Genomic DNA, 16145 nt, shown 5'->3' on the forward strand with positions numbered 1-16145 from the left:
TAGTGTCCCTTGTCGCCAACCTGCTGCATTAACCTGTTGAGAGAAATAAGCAGGGCAAGAGTTGGATTGAAGTAACGTGCATACTGATTTTAATAAGAACATCCATTTCATTTTTATTAAATAACGAAACATTAATTTTTCGATCCAGCTCAAATATCAAGCAGTAAAAAATCTTGTAATAGCTATTTAAGGCGACGGAAAGGCACCTGAACACACTGGTTTTTTTTACATTAACAGCTTTTATAGGATGTAAAATCCAGAAAATGCAGATGGATGAGTATATTGCGTAGATGTTCTGAGTATTTTTATGTCCGTGTTAGCCGCTTGCAGGAACTTGCGATGCATCGCACAAAACAAAATTTCTAAAGAAAGTTATTTGAAACTTTTTTTTCAATAGCATAGAGTCTGCATATCGGCTGGTTTTTCGCCTTTTTGGCGGCTGGTCGCCTTGCGGGCTATCTTGGCTCTACCACAAGATAACCCTTACTGATTGAGCGCATGTTCCGTTAGGTGTCTGGCATAGAGCCATTTTCAATGACCCTTGCGATAGCCGCTATTAAGAAGAGGGTGAGACATGAAAATTGTGAGTAACTTTATTGGCGGGAAGAATTGTCTGAGTTCTAGCCACCAGACAGCCGATATTCATAATCCAGCCAACGGTAAAGTTGAAGGCCAGGTTACGCAAAGTACCGCTGAGGAAGTGCATCAGGCTATCGGTGTAGCACATGAGGCGTTTGCCGCCTGGTCACGTACTACCCCTCTGCGCCGTGCCCGCATTATGTTCAACTTCAAGGCGCTGATTGAACAGCACCGGGATGAATTGGCAGAGTTAATTGTTCGTGAGCACGGTAAAGTCTATTCCGATGCATTGGGTGAAATCACTCGTGGCCTAGAGGTCGTCGAGTTTGCTTGTGGTATTCCACACTTATTAAAAGGTGAATATTCCGCAGATGTCGGCACCGGTGTTGATAGCTTCTCGATGATGCAACCTTTGGGGGTTGTGGCTGGAATAACACCGTTTAACTTCCCAGCAATGGTACCAATGTGGATGTTCCCAGTTGCATTAACTTGCGGCAACACCTTTATTCTGAAGCCGCCAGCCCTAGACCCTTCTGCTTCTGTGCGCCTAGCCGAATTACTGACCGAAGCTGGGCTGCCTGATGGTGTATTCAATGTTATTCACTGCTCAAATGAAAGTGCTGCCCAACTTTGCACTGATCCACGAATTCAAGCGGTAAGTTTTGTTGGTTCTTCTACTGTTGCCGAACATATTTATACCACTGCCAGTGCCCATGGTAAGCGCGTTCAAGCTTTCGGGGCGGCAAAAAATCAAGCAATTATTATGCCTGATGCCGATCTTGATGCGACTGTAAATGCCCTAATGGGCGGAGCATTTGGGTCTGCGGGTGAACGTTGCATGGCACTGCCAATTGCTGTAGTTGTCGGCGATAGCACGGCAGATAAACTCATTGAAAAGCTAAAGCCTCTTATTGCTCGCTTACGTGTCGGCCCTGGCATGCAGCAAGGCGGGGAAGAAAATGAAATGGGGCCATTAATTTCAGCAGCTCATCAGAAAAAAGTCCTTGGGTATATTGATCAAGGCGTTAAAGAAGGTGCGACGTTAATCACAGATGGCCGCAATTATAAGGTTGCAGGTCATGAGCAGGGATACTATGTCGGCGGTACGCTGTTTGATCATGTCACCCCAGATATGAAGATTTACCGGGAAGAGATCTTTGGGCCAGTGCTGGGAATAGTCAGAGTTTCTGATTATCAAACGGCAATTAATACCGTGAATAGCCATGAATTTGGTAATGGGAGTGCAATTTTCACGAGTAGTGGCCACTTTGCTCGGCAGTTTGTGCATGAAGTTCAGGCTGGGATGGTCGGTGTCAATGTGCCGGTTCCGGTCCCTATGGCTTTTCATAGTTTTGGTGGTTGGAAGCGCTCTGTATTCGGGGCATTGAATGTTCATGGCACGGATGGTGTGCGTTTTTATACGCGGATGAAAACAACAACTGCCCGCTGGCCAACAGGTCAGCAGACAGTTTCTGAATATAGTATGCCAACACTGGGCTAATGTTGCTTGCGGTGTTCACTAGCATAATTTCATGTTGTTAACAGGAGAGTCATTATGTCTTCACTGCTTGCCAAATGTCAGTCACCGGATGCGGATGGGCGTATTCAGCATATTTCGCCAGAGAATGCGGGTTGGCGTTTTGTTGGGTTTGATGTCTATCGCCTTGCCGCTGGAAAAACGCTGAATCTGGACAGTGCCAATAATGAACTCTGTCTGGTATTAGTTGCCGGGATTGCTTCAATTTCAACGCAACGCGCTGAATATCCTAATGTTGGCAAACGCATGAGCCCATTTGAACGAACACCGCCATACTCTGTTTATGTCCCACACCATGATCATGTCAACGTTGTGGCAGAAACTGATTTAGAACTGGCCGTCTGTCGTGCTCCTGGTCATGGTCATCTGCCTTCTCGTCTTATTACTCCAGCAGATGTCGGTGTGGAACGGCGAGGTAAGGGTCGTAACCAGCGCTTGGTACATAATATTTTGCCTGATAATGAACCAGCAGACAGTTTGCTGGTGGTTGAAGTGTATACCGATGAAGGGAATACCAGTTCATACCCAAGCCACAAGCATGATCAGGAAAATGCAACCGATGAAACTTATTTGGAAGAAACCTATTATCACCGGCTGAACCCAGAGCAAGGTTTCTGTATGCAGCGAGTCTATACCGACGATCGTTCACTGGATGAATGTATGCCAGTCTATAACCGTGACGTGGTAAAAGTCCCTAAGGGTTACCATCCAGTGGCAACATTGGCAGGTTATGACAGCTATTACTTAAATGTTATGGCGGGGCCAGTGCGGCTATGGAAGTTTACTTGGGAAAAAGATCATGCGTGGATTAACAGTGATCAATACCCAGTAGTGGTAGGCAAAAAGTAAGAGTAAGTCACTTTTTGAGAGTAATGATTAGATTATGAATTAAATGGGTAGGTTGGATCCTACCCATTTAATAGATTCTCGAGGTTGATGCCCGAAAGACTTATCTGAAGTTTTACTCTTTTGCGTTATTCAGTGCTAAAGAGACGGCAAGAGTTTGCGCCAGGCACATAGAAGCAACCTGTGAACGGAATCCATCAACTTGGGCTTCGCGCACCACAAAACACACATCACTAAACGCTGCTAATGGGCTGACCTGGCTATCCGTAATCGCAATCTGTTGAGCTCCACTTTTCGCACCTAACTCCACCAGTTCTAAAGCTTCTTGTGCATAAGGCGAGTAGCTGATGGCGATAACCACATCTTTAGGTTTCACCATACTCAATTGTTCCGCAAACATTCCTCCCAGCCCATCAATCAGGAAAGCCCGGCGTTCCAGATGACGCAATGCATAAGTCAGGTAGGAAGCCACGCTGAAAGAGCGGCGTAGGCCAATCACATAGATATTTTCTGCGTTGTTCAATAACTCAACGGCTCTGTCTAATTGCTCGGCACTGGTTTGCACGGCCAACTGTTGCAAAGCTTGTGCATTGACCATGGTAAATACATTCAGTATTTCAGCCGGTTTTTCTGGGGCAGTATTGCCATCGGTTGAGGTTTGGCGGAATAACCGTGCCCGTTCGGTATAGTTGACGGTCTCTTCCATCAAGTGCTGACGGAATACCTGTTTCATTTCATTGAAGCCACTGAAACCAAAGGCATTGGCAAACCGAATTAAGGTTGATGGTGGCACACTGGCTTGAGCCGCAATGGAAGCAACCGTATCAAAGGCAATGCTATTACTGTTATCCAATATATAACGAGCAACTTGTTTTAAGCGCTTGCTTAGCGTCTCATAGCGATGACGAATTTGGTCTTGTAACAATGAAAGTTGAGTCGGGTTATTCATCCATTAAGGCCCACGGCAGAGGAAAATTCGGGTTATCCCCTTCGTACTTGAAGTCACAACAGTGTCAGCTACATTTCACTCGCCAACTTACTTACCTGAGTAAGTTCATCGGAATGAGTTTGTTTGCTACTTATCTGCAACGCCAAGTTCTTTGGGTATGTCTATCAAGTATTCTAACAGGTGGTTGGAAAATTTCATTTACTGATATTGGCATTTGTTTTTATTTCATTGCAACTTGAATCAGCCCACCAAGGCATATTAAAGGAAATGCCTATAACCTAAAGATATTACTTTATTAAGTTTGACAAAAATCAGGATTTTTTCAGGCTAATGAGGAATAAACAGCGCAGATGGCAGCACAATGGCACCGATATGTTCCTACACCAGCGCCATTGAGACTGTTTTATCGTTAGGCTACCGGACGATAGTCTCGCCAATAACCTATCAGCGTTTGATAATTTTGTTTCACTTGTGAGATGAGCTCAGCATCATTTAACTCACCTTGCAGCCAATGGCGTGATGCCTGACCGAAGATAGTTCGACCAACGGCAAAACCTTTAACCCAGGGAGCTTGTGCTGCCGCGGCAAAACCCGCTTTTAATATGGCTTCAGGAGAATCCAACCCCAGAATTAATACGCCTCGGCAATAAGGATCCTGAGTTTCAATCAACTTACCAACTTGTTGCCAGTTTTCAGCACTAAGAGGTGGCAACTTCCACCAATCTGGCTGAATACCCAACTGATAGAAATGAGCCATATTTTCAATATAATAGCGTTCATCTTTATCTTTATTGTCTTCAGGTAAAATGACTTCTAACAGCAGTTCATGCCCTGATTTGCAGCATCCATGGTAAACATCCAGGATCAGTTCATCTTGCTGTTGGCGCAACTCTGCGCTGTCTTTGGGATGATAAAAAACCAAACACTTTACAACATGTTCTAGCGGCCAATCGATAAGTTGGGACCCAATATTGCCATGCTCGAGCCGTAATGGTCTTGAACTTGGCTGTTCAATTGGGCGGCCTATCCACCATCCTTGACCTGTAATGGTATTGAGGGCTTCCTGCCCGTATGTCGTATCTGCCAGAATGCCACTTTTATGCTCCAGCCCAGACTCTTGGGCTGCCTGCTGAGCTGCTTGCAGCAACAATGTTTTAAGTTTGGGAATGCGCTCTTCACTAACACCCGCATCACGAGCCATATCGGCCAGCTGTTTCCGGTGATCAAAAGCAAACACACAAAGCTCCGGCCACTGCTGTTTACGAGTGGTCACCCGGTGTAAATGGTTAAGGTGGGCATCACGATCAGGGCGTGGAACTGCATGCTCGCGGCTGAGATAGTCATCTAATTCAATTTTAGTTGGCATCGCCGGTGCACAGCCATGACGTGAAACAACCAGCGCGCCACAAGCATTGGCATAGCGGCAAGCTTGCTCCCAGCCCTCATCATTAAGGTAACCGCGCAGCAAACCAGACATGAATGCATCACCCGCCCCCAGTACATTGAGAACTTCAACACGAACGCCAGAATGTAATTTGACCTGCTCCCAACTGTTGGGAATCTCTGCTTCAAATACTGAGCAGCCCTGTGCGCCGCGCTTACAGACCAGTGTCGCCGGTGTCGCTTTGCGTACATTTTGCAAAGCAGTCAGTGTATCGGTACTACCACCGGCAATATGGAATTCTTCTTCGGTACCGACAATCAAATTGAAATGATGCAGAACTTCCTGCAATTCCTGAGTCACTTTTTCTGATTCAATGAAACGTGTTTCACCGTCACCCAGAGAGGTTAAGCCCCATAATACTGGGCGATAATCAATGTCCAGGGCTGTTCGCAGACCATGCTTATGAGCATATTCCAATGCTTTTAGCACTGCGGCGCGCGTATTTGGATGAGAAAGATGTGTACCGGTGATAGCCAGCGCGCGTGATGACGCAATATAAGACTCATCAATATCATCTGGCGTAAGCGCCATATCTGCGCAGTTTTCACGGTAGAAGATCAGGGGGAATGTCTCTTGATCTTTAATACCCAGAATAACCAGAGCGGTTAGGCGCTGTTTATCTGTAATAAGAAAACGGGTATCGGCCCCAACACGCTGTAATTCCTCGCGCAGGAAGCGGCCCATATGTTCATCACCGACACGTGCCAACATCCCTGATTTCAAGCCTTGGATTGCCGTTCCATAGGCAACATTACCTGATGACCCGCCCAAATATTTGGCAAATGTGCTGGTATCTTCCAGCCGGGATCCAATCTGTTGTCCATAAAAATCAACGGCAATTCGCCCGATACATATGACGTCCAGCACTTTGTGTTGTGTACCCATCCCCATTTCCTTCTGTATTAATTCAAACCCCGACAATGACCGATGAAATGTATCTGTAATAACGTTTCTGAAATCAGTATGAGGAATAAATATTTCAATTTCAAGATTAAATGAAATTTATTCCCCGGTTATGTGACACGGCTAAAAGCCTTATATCACGCATGAAAATAGGACTTACACCAATGAATTAAGTCGGTTATTGATAACTTTTTTAGGGGGTATGGCCGATATTTATTATCAATTTAATATAATTATATCAATAAATTATATGTATATTTTGTCAGATGAAATTGGCGCCAATTCAGCCCGCTCGACAAGCTTTTTATTGTTTCACTGTTTGCCTGATTATTTGATCTTCATCGCAGAATGAAATGTTTCTTCTGTAATGTGATTTTATGAAAAAAATATTTGTTTATAATCCCAGCTATGTTTCACCTAACTGTCGTCAGCATCGCGGAAGCTAACAAGCCAGCCTCTTCGCTCCGACAACCGTATCCCGAGGGCTGAAAGTACCTCAGTCACCATGGTGTCGCACAAACCAAGCAAAGGATGGATAAATGAATAAGATTCGGCTAACCACGGCACAGGCATTAGTCCGGTTTTTGGACAATCAATACCTGCAAGTTGATGGTCAGGAAATCAAATTTATCAAAGGGATTTTTGCTATTTTTGGCCATGGTAATGTGCTGGGTATCGGGCAGGCATTGGAACAAGATTGTGGTGGGTTAGTGGTCCATCAGGGGCGAAATGAGCAAGGAATGGCTCATGCTGCCACCGGATTTGCTAAACAGAAATTGCGTCAGCAAATTTATGCTTGTACATCATCTGTAGGGCCTGGCAGCGCCAACATGATTACTGCCGCAGCAACTGCAACAGCCAACCGTATCCCGCTACTGCTCCTTCCTGGCGATGTGTTTGCATCACGTCAACCGGACCCAGTATTACAGCAAATTGAACAATCTCACGACCTGAGTATCAGTACCAATGATGCATTCAAACCGGTGAGTAAATATTGGGATCGTATTACTCGGCCGGAACAACTGATGAGTGCGTGCATTAATGCGATGCGAGTACTGACCGATCCTGCAGAGACTGGCGCAGTGACACTTTGTTTACCGCAAGATGTCCAGGCTGAAGCTTATGATTATCCTGATTACTTCTTCCAAAAACGAATTCATCGCCTTGATCGGCGGCCTGCCAGTGCCGTAATGCTAGCAGATGCTATTGCTTTGCTAACTTCAAAGCATAGACCGATTTTAGTGTGTGGTGGCGGGGTAAAATACTCGCAAGCAGGTCAGGCATTGCAACGATTTGCTGAGTGTTTTGGTTTGCCATGGGTAGAAACACAAGCTGGCAAAGGGACTATCAGCTCCGAGCATGAATTGAATCTTGGCGGTATTGGCGAAACCGGTTGTTTGGCGGCTAACACATTGGCAAAGCAGGCTGACTTAGTCATTGGCGTCGGCACCCGTTATACCGATTTTACCACATCATCTAAATGGCTATTCCAGAACCCAGATGTCTCATTCCTCAATATTAATGTCAGTGCTTTTGATGCGGGTAAACTGGATGGTCTGCAATTATTGGCTGATGCACGGGAAGCATTGTCAGCATTACATCAGCAACTCGGCAATACAGGCTATCAGGCCAACTGGGGCGGTGAAATTGCCCGGATGCGTGCTGAACAGTTAGCTGAGACTCAGCGAGTCTATCAAGTGGAATACAATGCTGATGATTTCACTCCTGAAATTAATGACCATTTAAATCGTGAACAAGTCTTCGCTGAATTTATCAATAAAACCGGCTCTTTCCTGACGCAAAGCCAAGTGTTGGGAGTGCTTAATAATCAGTTACCTCAAGATGCTGTCATTGTTGCAGCTGCGGGCAGCTTACCGGGTGATTTGCAGCGGGTGTGGCGGACCAAAGGGAGTAATGGCTACCACGTTGAATATGGCTACTCATGTATGGGTTATGAAGTCAGTGCTGCACTAGGTGTGAAACTGGCTGAACCTGAACGTGAAGTTTATTCATTGGTTGGTGACGGTGCTTTTATGATGTTGCACTCCGAGTTGGTCACATCTATCCAGGAGCGCTGCAAAATTAACGTCGTATTGTTCGATAACATGACCAATGGCTGCATTAATAATCTCCAGATGGAACATGGCATGGACAGCTATGCCACTGAGTTCCGTTTCCGTAATCAAGAAACCGGCCAACTAGACGGTGATTTTGTCCCGGTTGATTTTGCTATGTTAGCAGCCGCCTATGGCTGTAAGACATACCGTGTTTCCACTGAGCAGCAACTTATCGATGCATTGGCAGATGCCCGCTTGCAGACGATTTCAACCTTGATCGACATAAAAGTCCTGCCAAAAACTATGGTGCATAAGTACCTGAGTTGGTGGCGAGTTGGGGTTGCTCAGGTGTCTGAAAGTGAAAGGACGGACGCGGTGGTTCGGGTGCTGGAGCAAAATATCGCTAAAGCCCGTGATTACTAGCACTCATTGCATTTGATCTGGATGTGAAGTCGTAAAACGAGCAGGTATTGCCTGCAAACCGAAACTTCATGAGGGAAATAATATGTCGTTAAATATTGGCGTGATCGGAACGGGTGCTATTGGTCAGGATCATATTCGCCGCTGTAGCAAGGTGTTACAGGGCAGCCGGGTCGTCGCCGTAACCGATATCAATCGCGAACACGCCACCAAAGTTATTCGCGACCTTGGTATCGAAGCAAATGTTTATGCTGATGGCTATGAAGTCATTAATGCGAAAGAAGTGGATGCAGTGTTAGTCACCTCTTGGGGACCAAGCCACGAAGAGTTTGTTCTGGCTGCAGTCGCTGCGGGTAAATATGTTTTTTGTGAAAAACCGTTAGCCGTAACCGCTGAAGGCTGTAAACGCATTGTAGAAGCCGAGGCTGCGCAAGGTAAACGATTGGTTCAAGTCGGGTTTATGCGCCCTTATGATCAAGGCTATCGCGCGCTGAAAGATGTCATTACCAGTGGGAAAATTGGTGATCCATTAATGTTGCATTGCGCTCACCGTAATCCAAGAGTCGGTGAAAACTACACGACAAGCATGGCTATCACGGACACCTTAATTCATGAAATCGATGTACTACGCTGGCTATTGGATGATGATTACGTTTCCGTACAAGTTGTTTTCCCGCGCAAAGCTAAGCATGCCAAGGCCCATCTGAGAGACCCACAAGTCGTGTTATTTGAAACGGTGAAAGGGACTCGCATTGATGTAGAGATCTTTGTAAATTGCCAATATGGCTATGACATTCAATGTGAGGTGGTCGGGGATATTGGCATAGCAAAATTACCTGAGCCATCTTCAGTATTACTGCGCAGTGAAGCGCGGCTATCACATGAAATTCTTACCGACTGGAAAGATCGCTTTATTGATGCCTACGACGTTGAGTTGCAAGCCTTTATCAACGATGTTCTGGCTGAAAAACTCACCGGGCCTTCTGCATGGGATGGCTTTGCTGCTGCGGTTACTGCTGATGCCTGTATTGCGGCGCAAGAAAATGGCGAGATTGTTCCTGTTAGTTTGCCGCAACGACCTGCTTTTTATAACAAATAACATTGGGCTTTGCTTCCTGTGCGCCAGTTATCAAGCTGTCGCATAGCCCTATTTTCTGTTGCCAATCGGGCTGGCCCGCATCTCACGTAAAACCGGGAGCGCTATGAAGATTGCATTTGATGTTGATGTCATTAAAGACTTGGGTATCACTAATATGGTTCGCCAAGTTGCGGAATGGGGATATGACTATATTGAGCAGTCACCGCATCCACAGCTTAACCCGTTTTATAAACATCCCAAGGCGGGCCGTGAAGTTGTTGCTGAATATAAGAAAGCACTAAAAGAAACCGGGGTCGAAATATCATCTTTCATTGTGGTATATCGCTGGGCTGGGCCACTGGAAGCTCGGCGACAGGCAGCAGTAACCAATTGGAAGAGAATGATTGAAATTGCAGTCGAAATGGGCGTTTCCGTAATCAATACCGAGCTTTCTGGCGATCCAAATGAACCTGAGGTTTGTGAAGAGATGTGGTATCGCTCCATGGAAGAATTATTGCCAATTATTGAGCGGGAAGGTATTCGGGTAGAGATTCAATCTCATCCATGGGATTTTTGCGAAGAGAATAATGAAACCGCAGATTTAGTGAAATCACTGCGCAGTGATAATGTGAAATACCTGTATAGCGTGCCCCATACCTTTTTCTACGATAAAGGCAAAGGGGATGTGGCTGGAATGTTGAAATATGCTGGCGACGATCTTTCACATGTATTGATTGCCGATACGATGAATCACACTAAACATTGCCGATATATTGTGAACCCGCCGGGGGTCGATGCCGTTATTCATCAACATGTGGGTATCGGGGAAGGAGAAGTCGATTTCTCGGCACTGTTTCAAACATTACGCGATATGGATTTTGCTAATCGCACATTTAAAGTCGGCGGTGAATCGATTATTGCGACTTCTCTTTTTGGTTATCCAGAAAAAATGGTGCATCAGGCTGTTGCGACTCGTGAACGCATTGAACGCGAGTTGCTGAGTCAATAACGCAACATAATGACCTGAGCATTAAGCACTATTTAAAATAAATATTATTTAGATAAAGGCTATTTCTTGTATTAAAGGACGGGCAATTAATCACCTTTTAATTGTATTCATCTGTATAAATTGGATGTATCGCAGAGGTTTATTATGAATAAAGATCGTGTGAAGTTGGCAATCGCTCCTATTGGTTGGACGAATGACGATATGCCAGATTTAGGCAAAGAAAATACTTTCCAACAATGTATCAGTGAAATGGCACTGGCTGGATTTACCGGCAGTGAAGTTGGCAGTAAATATCCACGAGATCCTAACATACTGAAACCTATGCTTGAACTGCGTGGTATACAAATTTGTAATGCTTGGTTCAGCACATTCTTTGCCGATGACCAGCGCGCAAAAACCATTGATGAATTCACTAATCATATGAATTTCCTCCATGCAATGGGTGCAAAAGTGATTGGTTGCTCCGAACAAAGTAAAAGTATTCAGGGAACGACAAAAGCGGTATTTGAAGAGAAACCTTACTTTACTGACATTGAATGGCAGCGTGTTGCCGATGGCTATAATGAGTTAGCCAAAATCGCGGCCACGAAAGGGATGCAGGTGTGCTTACATCACCATATGGGAACAGGTATCCAAACCAGCGAAGAAATTGATCGCTACATGAGTATGGTTAATGATGATGTTTACCTACTATTTGATACTGGTCATGCCTATTACTCCGAGGGTAGCCAAGAAGCCATGCTAGCTATTCTAGAGAAATACTTACCGCGTATTAATCATGTCCATCTGAAAGATGTGCGCGATGAGGTTGTCGCAGAAGTTAAGGCCAAAAGGCTTAGTTTCCTTGATGGCGTGAAGAAGGGGACGTTTACCGTGCCCGGTGATGGCGTTATTGACTTCAAGCCGGTGTTTAAGCTGCTGGATGAAAGAGGTTATCAAGGTTGGATGGTGGTCGAAGCAGAGCAAGACCCAGCGATTGCTAACCCATTTGAATATGCAGTGAAAGCTCGGCGTTATATCAAAGAAACGGCGGGTATTTAACTATCCTCATTCTTGAGACTGCTAGGTGCTAGGTGCTAGGTGCTAGGTGCTAGGTGCTAGGTGCTTTTATTGGCTATCAACCTGCTTACTGAGATATCCCAATAACAGTGGGGGTAGCACTTGTATGCTATCCCCTACTGATTAACTTGATATTTTGATTCGGCCCATATGGTATGCATCAACAAACTGGCCGTCTCGGAAAGCAAAATGTGGGCTGGTACCTTCGATTTCAAAGCCAAATTTACGATACAGAGAGATAGCCGCAGTATTATCGACAAAAACGGTTAGCTCAATACGTTGTATATTCAGCCAGTTATCACATAAATCGATCATGGCTGCCATTAATGCACTACCAACACCTTTCCCACAACAATGCGCATCCACAGCAATACCAAAAGTCGCTACATGGCGGCGGCGAGCCCGCTGATTGGCTTCAACAGTTAGCTGACCGACAATTTTCTCATCAATACATGCCACCAGATTATGCATGCCTGCAGGCATCTCTTTGATCTTTTTGGCCCACATCTCTTGTGATGGCAGGGGGAGCTGTAATGTGTCGCGATAAACCTGTGGATGAGAAAATAGCTGCTGTAAGGCTGGATAATCAGAGGTTTCCACATGACGTATCTGCACATTTTTCATAAACATAACCTTACTCTTACTGTTTGAATTACCTAATAAAATATCAATTTATTTACCGGAGTCAATAATATTGCAAGTGGCTAAAAAAAACACTTTACAAGTGAGAGTGATAATGATTATCATTGTCGTGCTTTCCGATGAGGCATCAAAGTTTAGGTGTTCGCATTATGAAGGCACGACATTGCTCACATTGCTTCCAGTGTTTACTTAGCCAGCCGGGTGCTGGCTTTTTTTTTGCCTATTCTTCATGATTTACCTTGTCAGGCTTTTGCTTGAAGGCACGTATCTCTCAGAACTCATCATGTTTTCTCTCTCTAATGACTTCAAATTCAAATCATTTGTCTTTTAACTTATCAATTAGTCGAATTTTTTGAACAGAGGAGTGAGTTTTTTGCGCTTTCATATTCTCCAGCGATATCTAGACTAAAGAAAACGTTGAGGAGAACTGAACATGATCTATTTACGCAAAGCAGAAGAACGTGGCCATGCTAATCACGGCTGGCTGGATAGCTGGCATACTTTCTCATTCGCTGATTATTATGACCCTGAATTTATGGGGTTCTCCGCGCTGCGGGTGATTAACGAAGATGTTATCGACGCAGGCCAGGGTTTTGGTACCCATCCACATAAAGATATGGAAATCCTGACTTATGTATTGTCTGGTACTGTTGAGCATCAAGACAGTATGGGTAACAAAGAACAGATTCATGCGGGTGAATTCCAGATCATGAGTGCGGGCACTGGTATCCGCCACTCAGAATATAATGGTCGTGATGATCAGCCGCTGCATCTGTACCAGATTTGGATTATCCCGAATAAGACGGGTTTGGAACCACGCTACGAGCAGCAGATGTTTGATATCCCGCAAGGGCGACAACTTGTGCTATCACCCGATGCTCGTGATGGGTCACTGAAAGTGTTCCAGGACATGACTTTATGGCGCTGGGCACTGAAACGTGAAGAGCAGTCAATTTATCAGATTCAGGCAGAGCGCCGCATCTGGATACAAGTTGTGCGCGGCAATGTGTCTATCAATGGCCACCGTGCAGGCACCAGCGATGCCTTTGCTATCTGGGATGAAGCTGCGCTTTCTATTCATGCAGATGAAGACAGTGAAATCTTGTTGTTTGATTTACCGCCAGTTTAAGTTTGATCGACCTCAGTAAAAAGGGTATGCGCGTCGCGTAATACCCTTTTCTTTGCTAGAATAGCCCATCGTTTACTCTGCCTCAGTTCATTGATAATGAAGAAAAAAAGGCCAGTGCTACAAGATGTTGCCGATATGGTTGGCGTCACTAAAATGACTGTCAGCCGCTATTTGCGCAATCCGGAGCAAGTTTCTGCACTTTTGCAGGAAAAAATTGCACTGGCGTTAGATGAACTTGGCTATATTCCCAATCGTGCTCCCGATATCCTCTCCAATGCGACCAGCCATGCTATTGGCGTCTTATTACCGTCATTAACTAATCAGGTTTTCGCCGAAGTGTTGCGCGGCATTGAGAGTGTGACAGATGCTCATGGTTATCAGACGATGTTGGCGCATTACGGCTATCAGAAAGAGCGCGAAGAGCAGCGTTTGACCTCGTTACTCTCTTACAATATTGATGGCTTGATCCTCTCCGAACGCCACCACACGGCCCGCACATTAAAAATGATTGAGGTCGCGGGTATTCCTGTTATTGAGCTGATGGATTGCACTTCACCTTGCATTGATTTGGCAGTGGGTTTTAACAACTTCGAAGCGGCGCGGCAGATGACTCAACAAATTATCGCCAAAGGCCATCGATACGTGGTGTATTTTGGCGCGCGTCAGGATGAGCGTACGGTGATTAAGCAGCAAGGTTATGAGCAGGCAATGCGTGAGTCCGGTTTGGAACCCATGAGTGTGATGACCAGCCGCTCCTCATCCTATTCCGCAGGTGCCGAGCTATTGCGCGCGGCACAGGTCAGTTATCCGCAGATCGACAGTATTTTCTGTACCAATGATGACTTGGCAATTGGCGCGGTATTTGAATGTCAGCGTCAGGGGCTATCTATTCCACAGGATATGGCGATAGCCGGTTTCCATGGTCATGATATTGGCCAGTCGATGGTGCCGAAACTGGCCAGTGTGCTGACCCCACGCGAGAGAATGGGGCAAATTGGTGCTGAGCGCTTGCTGGCTCGGTTGCGCGGAGAGGTGGTAACACCCAAGATGGTTGACGTCGGTTTCACCATCCTCCCCGGCGGCAGTATTTAAATCACCGTCGCTAACAGCAAGCAGCCAACTAAGCCGCAGACTGAAATGATGGTTTCCAACACTGACCATGACTTAAAGGTTTCGACAATCGTCAGGTTGAAATACTCCTTGAACAGCCAGAAACCCGGATCGTTGACGTGAGAGAAAATCACGCTACCGGAACCCACGGCAATAACCATCAACTCAGGGCTGGCTCCTGTGGTGGCGATTAACGGTGCGACAATACCGCCGGCAGTAATGGCGGCAACTGTCGCCGAACCCAGAGCGATACGTAACACGGCTGCAATTGACCATGCCATCAGAATTGGTGATAGACCGCTGCTATTCATCATGCTGGCAATGTAGTGGTCAACGCCACTGTCGACTAATACCTGCTTGAAAGCACCGCCACCACCGATAACCAACAGCATCATCGCGATGATTTTTATGGAGTCGGTCACGGTATCCATGACAGATTCCATTGAACGGCCACGGTTTAAGCCAAAGGTGAAAATGGCAATTAACACTGCAATCAGGGTCGCAATTACCGGGTCGCCGAAGAACTCGGCATAAGAGAGAATCGGGTGGCCTTTGGGCAGAATCATTTCCGCCACTGCTCGCAATGCCATCAAAATAACGGGCACCAACGCAGTGCTGACACTGACCCCAAAGCTCGGCATCTCTTCATCGGTGAAAGTTTTTGGGTTGTACAGCCCTTCAGGGACTGGCTTATCAATTCCTTTCAGGAAATGAGCAAATACCGGGCCTGCCAGAATAACTGTCGGGATGGCTAACAACGTCCCATACAGCAAGGTCTTGCCCATATCGGCGTGGAAAATAGTCGCGATAGCGGTTGGGCCGGGGTGAGGTGGCAGGAAACCGTGGGTGACAGACAGCGCGGCGGCCATCGGAACACCCACATACAGTAATGGAATGCGGGCTGAAGCGGCGATGCTGAATACCAGCGGCAACAACAGCACGAAGCCAACTTCATAGAACAGGGCAAAACCGACAGTAAAACCGGTCAGTACCACTGCCCACTGGATGTGTTTTTTACCAAATTTATCAATTAAGGTGGTGGCAATACGTTGTGCGCCACCGCAGTCAGCCAGTAATTTACCGAGCATGGCACCGAAGCCCATAATCAGCGCCAGGCTACCTAGCGTGCCACCAACCCCCGCTTTGATTGAGCCGACCACTTTATCGACAGGCATTCCTTGCATGACACCGACCGCCAGCGCGACCAGTATCAGGGAAATAAATCCGTTGAGTTTGAAACGAATCATCAGTAACAGCAGCATGGCAACGCCAACCGCGACAATGACTAATGGCATAGTATTTCTCCGCTTACTTAGGGTACCCCTGCGCCCTTGAAGCCGTAGGGGGGCATATCGCTTTTAGTTATAGTTTGCAGTCAGCCTT

At 46.1% G+C, this 16145-nt stretch carries 12 protein-coding genes; 8 read left to right on the top strand and 4 right to left on the bottom strand.

Annotation, left to right across the window (positions count from 1 at the left end; translation table 11 throughout):
• The first annotated feature begins 574 nt into the window (after positions 1 to 574).
• Both N0H69_RS00705 and iolB read left to right on the top strand, forming a co-directional pair.
• On the top strand, positions 575 to 2080 hold the full coding sequence (locus N0H69_RS00705; protein WP_050152319.1) for a CoA-acylating methylmalonate-semialdehyde dehydrogenase: 1506 nt from the start codon (positions 575 to 577) through the stop codon (positions 2078 to 2080).
• Positions 2081 to 2134: 54 nt separating this feature from the next.
• A complete protein-coding gene (iolB, locus tag N0H69_RS00710; RefSeq protein WP_050152320.1) occupies positions 2135 to 2965 on the top strand; it encodes a 5-deoxy-glucuronate isomerase in 831 nt (276 codons plus the stop codon).
• A gap of 112 nt (positions 2966 to 3077) precedes the next feature.
• Here iolB and N0H69_RS00715 read toward each other — a convergent pair whose 3' ends face one another.
• The gene (locus N0H69_RS00715; RefSeq protein ID WP_004707148.1) at positions 3078 to 3911 is read right to left on the bottom strand and encodes a MurR/RpiR family transcriptional regulator; all 834 of its coding nucleotides are present in this window, start codon (positions 3909 to 3911) and stop codon (positions 3078 to 3080) included.
• A gap of 409 nt (positions 3912 to 4320) precedes the next feature.
• Complete coding sequence (locus N0H69_RS00720; protein ID WP_050152321.1) at positions 4321 to 6240, bottom strand: bifunctional 5-dehydro-2-deoxygluconokinase/5-dehydro-2-deoxyphosphogluconate aldolase; 1920 nt, start codon at positions 6238 to 6240, stop codon at positions 4321 to 4323.
• Positions 6241 to 6797: 557 nt separating this feature from the next.
• Here N0H69_RS00720 and iolD point away from each other — a divergent pair.
• From iolD to iolE, 4 genes are all read left to right on the top strand, one after another.
• The gene (iolD, locus tag N0H69_RS00725) at positions 6798 to 8738 is read left to right on the top strand and encodes a 3D-(3,5/4)-trihydroxycyclohexane-1,2-dione acylhydrolase (decyclizing) (RefSeq protein ID WP_050152322.1); all 1941 of its coding nucleotides are present in this window, start codon (positions 6798 to 6800) and stop codon (positions 8736 to 8738) included.
• Positions 8739 to 8820: 82 nt separating this feature from the next.
• The gene (iolG, locus tag N0H69_RS00730) at positions 8821 to 9834 is read left to right on the top strand and encodes a bifunctional inositol 2-dehydrogenase/D-chiro-inositol 1-dehydrogenase (protein ID WP_050110682.1); all 1014 of its coding nucleotides are present in this window, start codon (positions 8821 to 8823) and stop codon (positions 9832 to 9834) included.
• Positions 9835 to 9937: 103 nt separating this feature from the next.
• The gene (locus N0H69_RS00735; protein WP_050110680.1) at positions 9938 to 10822 is read left to right on the top strand and encodes a sugar phosphate isomerase/epimerase family protein; all 885 of its coding nucleotides are present in this window, start codon (positions 9938 to 9940) and stop codon (positions 10820 to 10822) included.
• Between the two features lie 144 nt (positions 10823 to 10966).
• Entirely contained in the window at positions 10967 to 11863 is an 897-nt protein-coding gene (gene iolE, locus N0H69_RS00740; RefSeq protein ID WP_050123704.1) for a myo-inosose-2 dehydratase, read from the top strand.
• A gap of 141 nt (positions 11864 to 12004) precedes the next feature.
• Here the strand turns inward: iolE and N0H69_RS00745 are convergent, their stop codons facing one another.
• Positions 12005 to 12505, bottom strand: coding sequence for a GNAT family N-acetyltransferase (locus N0H69_RS00745; RefSeq protein WP_050110675.1), 501 nt, complete (start codon positions 12503 to 12505; stop codon positions 12005 to 12007).
• 451 nt (positions 12506 to 12956) lie between these two features.
• Here N0H69_RS00745 and N0H69_RS00750 point away from each other — a divergent pair, with 451 nt between their 5' ends.
• Complete coding sequence (locus N0H69_RS00750; RefSeq protein WP_005174799.1) at positions 12957 to 13652, top strand: pirin family protein; 696 nt, start codon at positions 12957 to 12959, stop codon at positions 13650 to 13652.
• A gap of 96 nt (positions 13653 to 13748) precedes the next feature.
• Positions 13749 to 14744 (top strand): gluconate operon transcriptional repressor GntR, encoded by a 996-nt coding sequence (gntR, locus tag N0H69_RS00755; protein ID WP_050123705.1) that lies wholly within the window; start codon positions 13749 to 13751, stop codon positions 14742 to 14744.
• On the opposite strand, the gene gntT is transcribed toward gntR, so the two are convergent.
• Positions 14741 to 16057 (bottom strand): gluconate transporter, encoded by a 1317-nt coding sequence (gntT, locus tag N0H69_RS00760; protein WP_050110670.1) that lies wholly within the window; start codon positions 16055 to 16057, stop codon positions 14741 to 14743. The genes gntR and gntT overlap by 4 nt on opposite strands.
• Positions 16058 to 16145: the final 88 nt, after the last annotated feature.

Origin of the sequence: Yersinia alsatica, from assembly GCF_025133195.1 — a bacterium.
In the GTDB taxonomy this organism is placed as follows: Bacteria; Pseudomonadota; Gammaproteobacteria; order Enterobacterales; family Enterobacteriaceae; genus Yersinia; species Yersinia alsatica.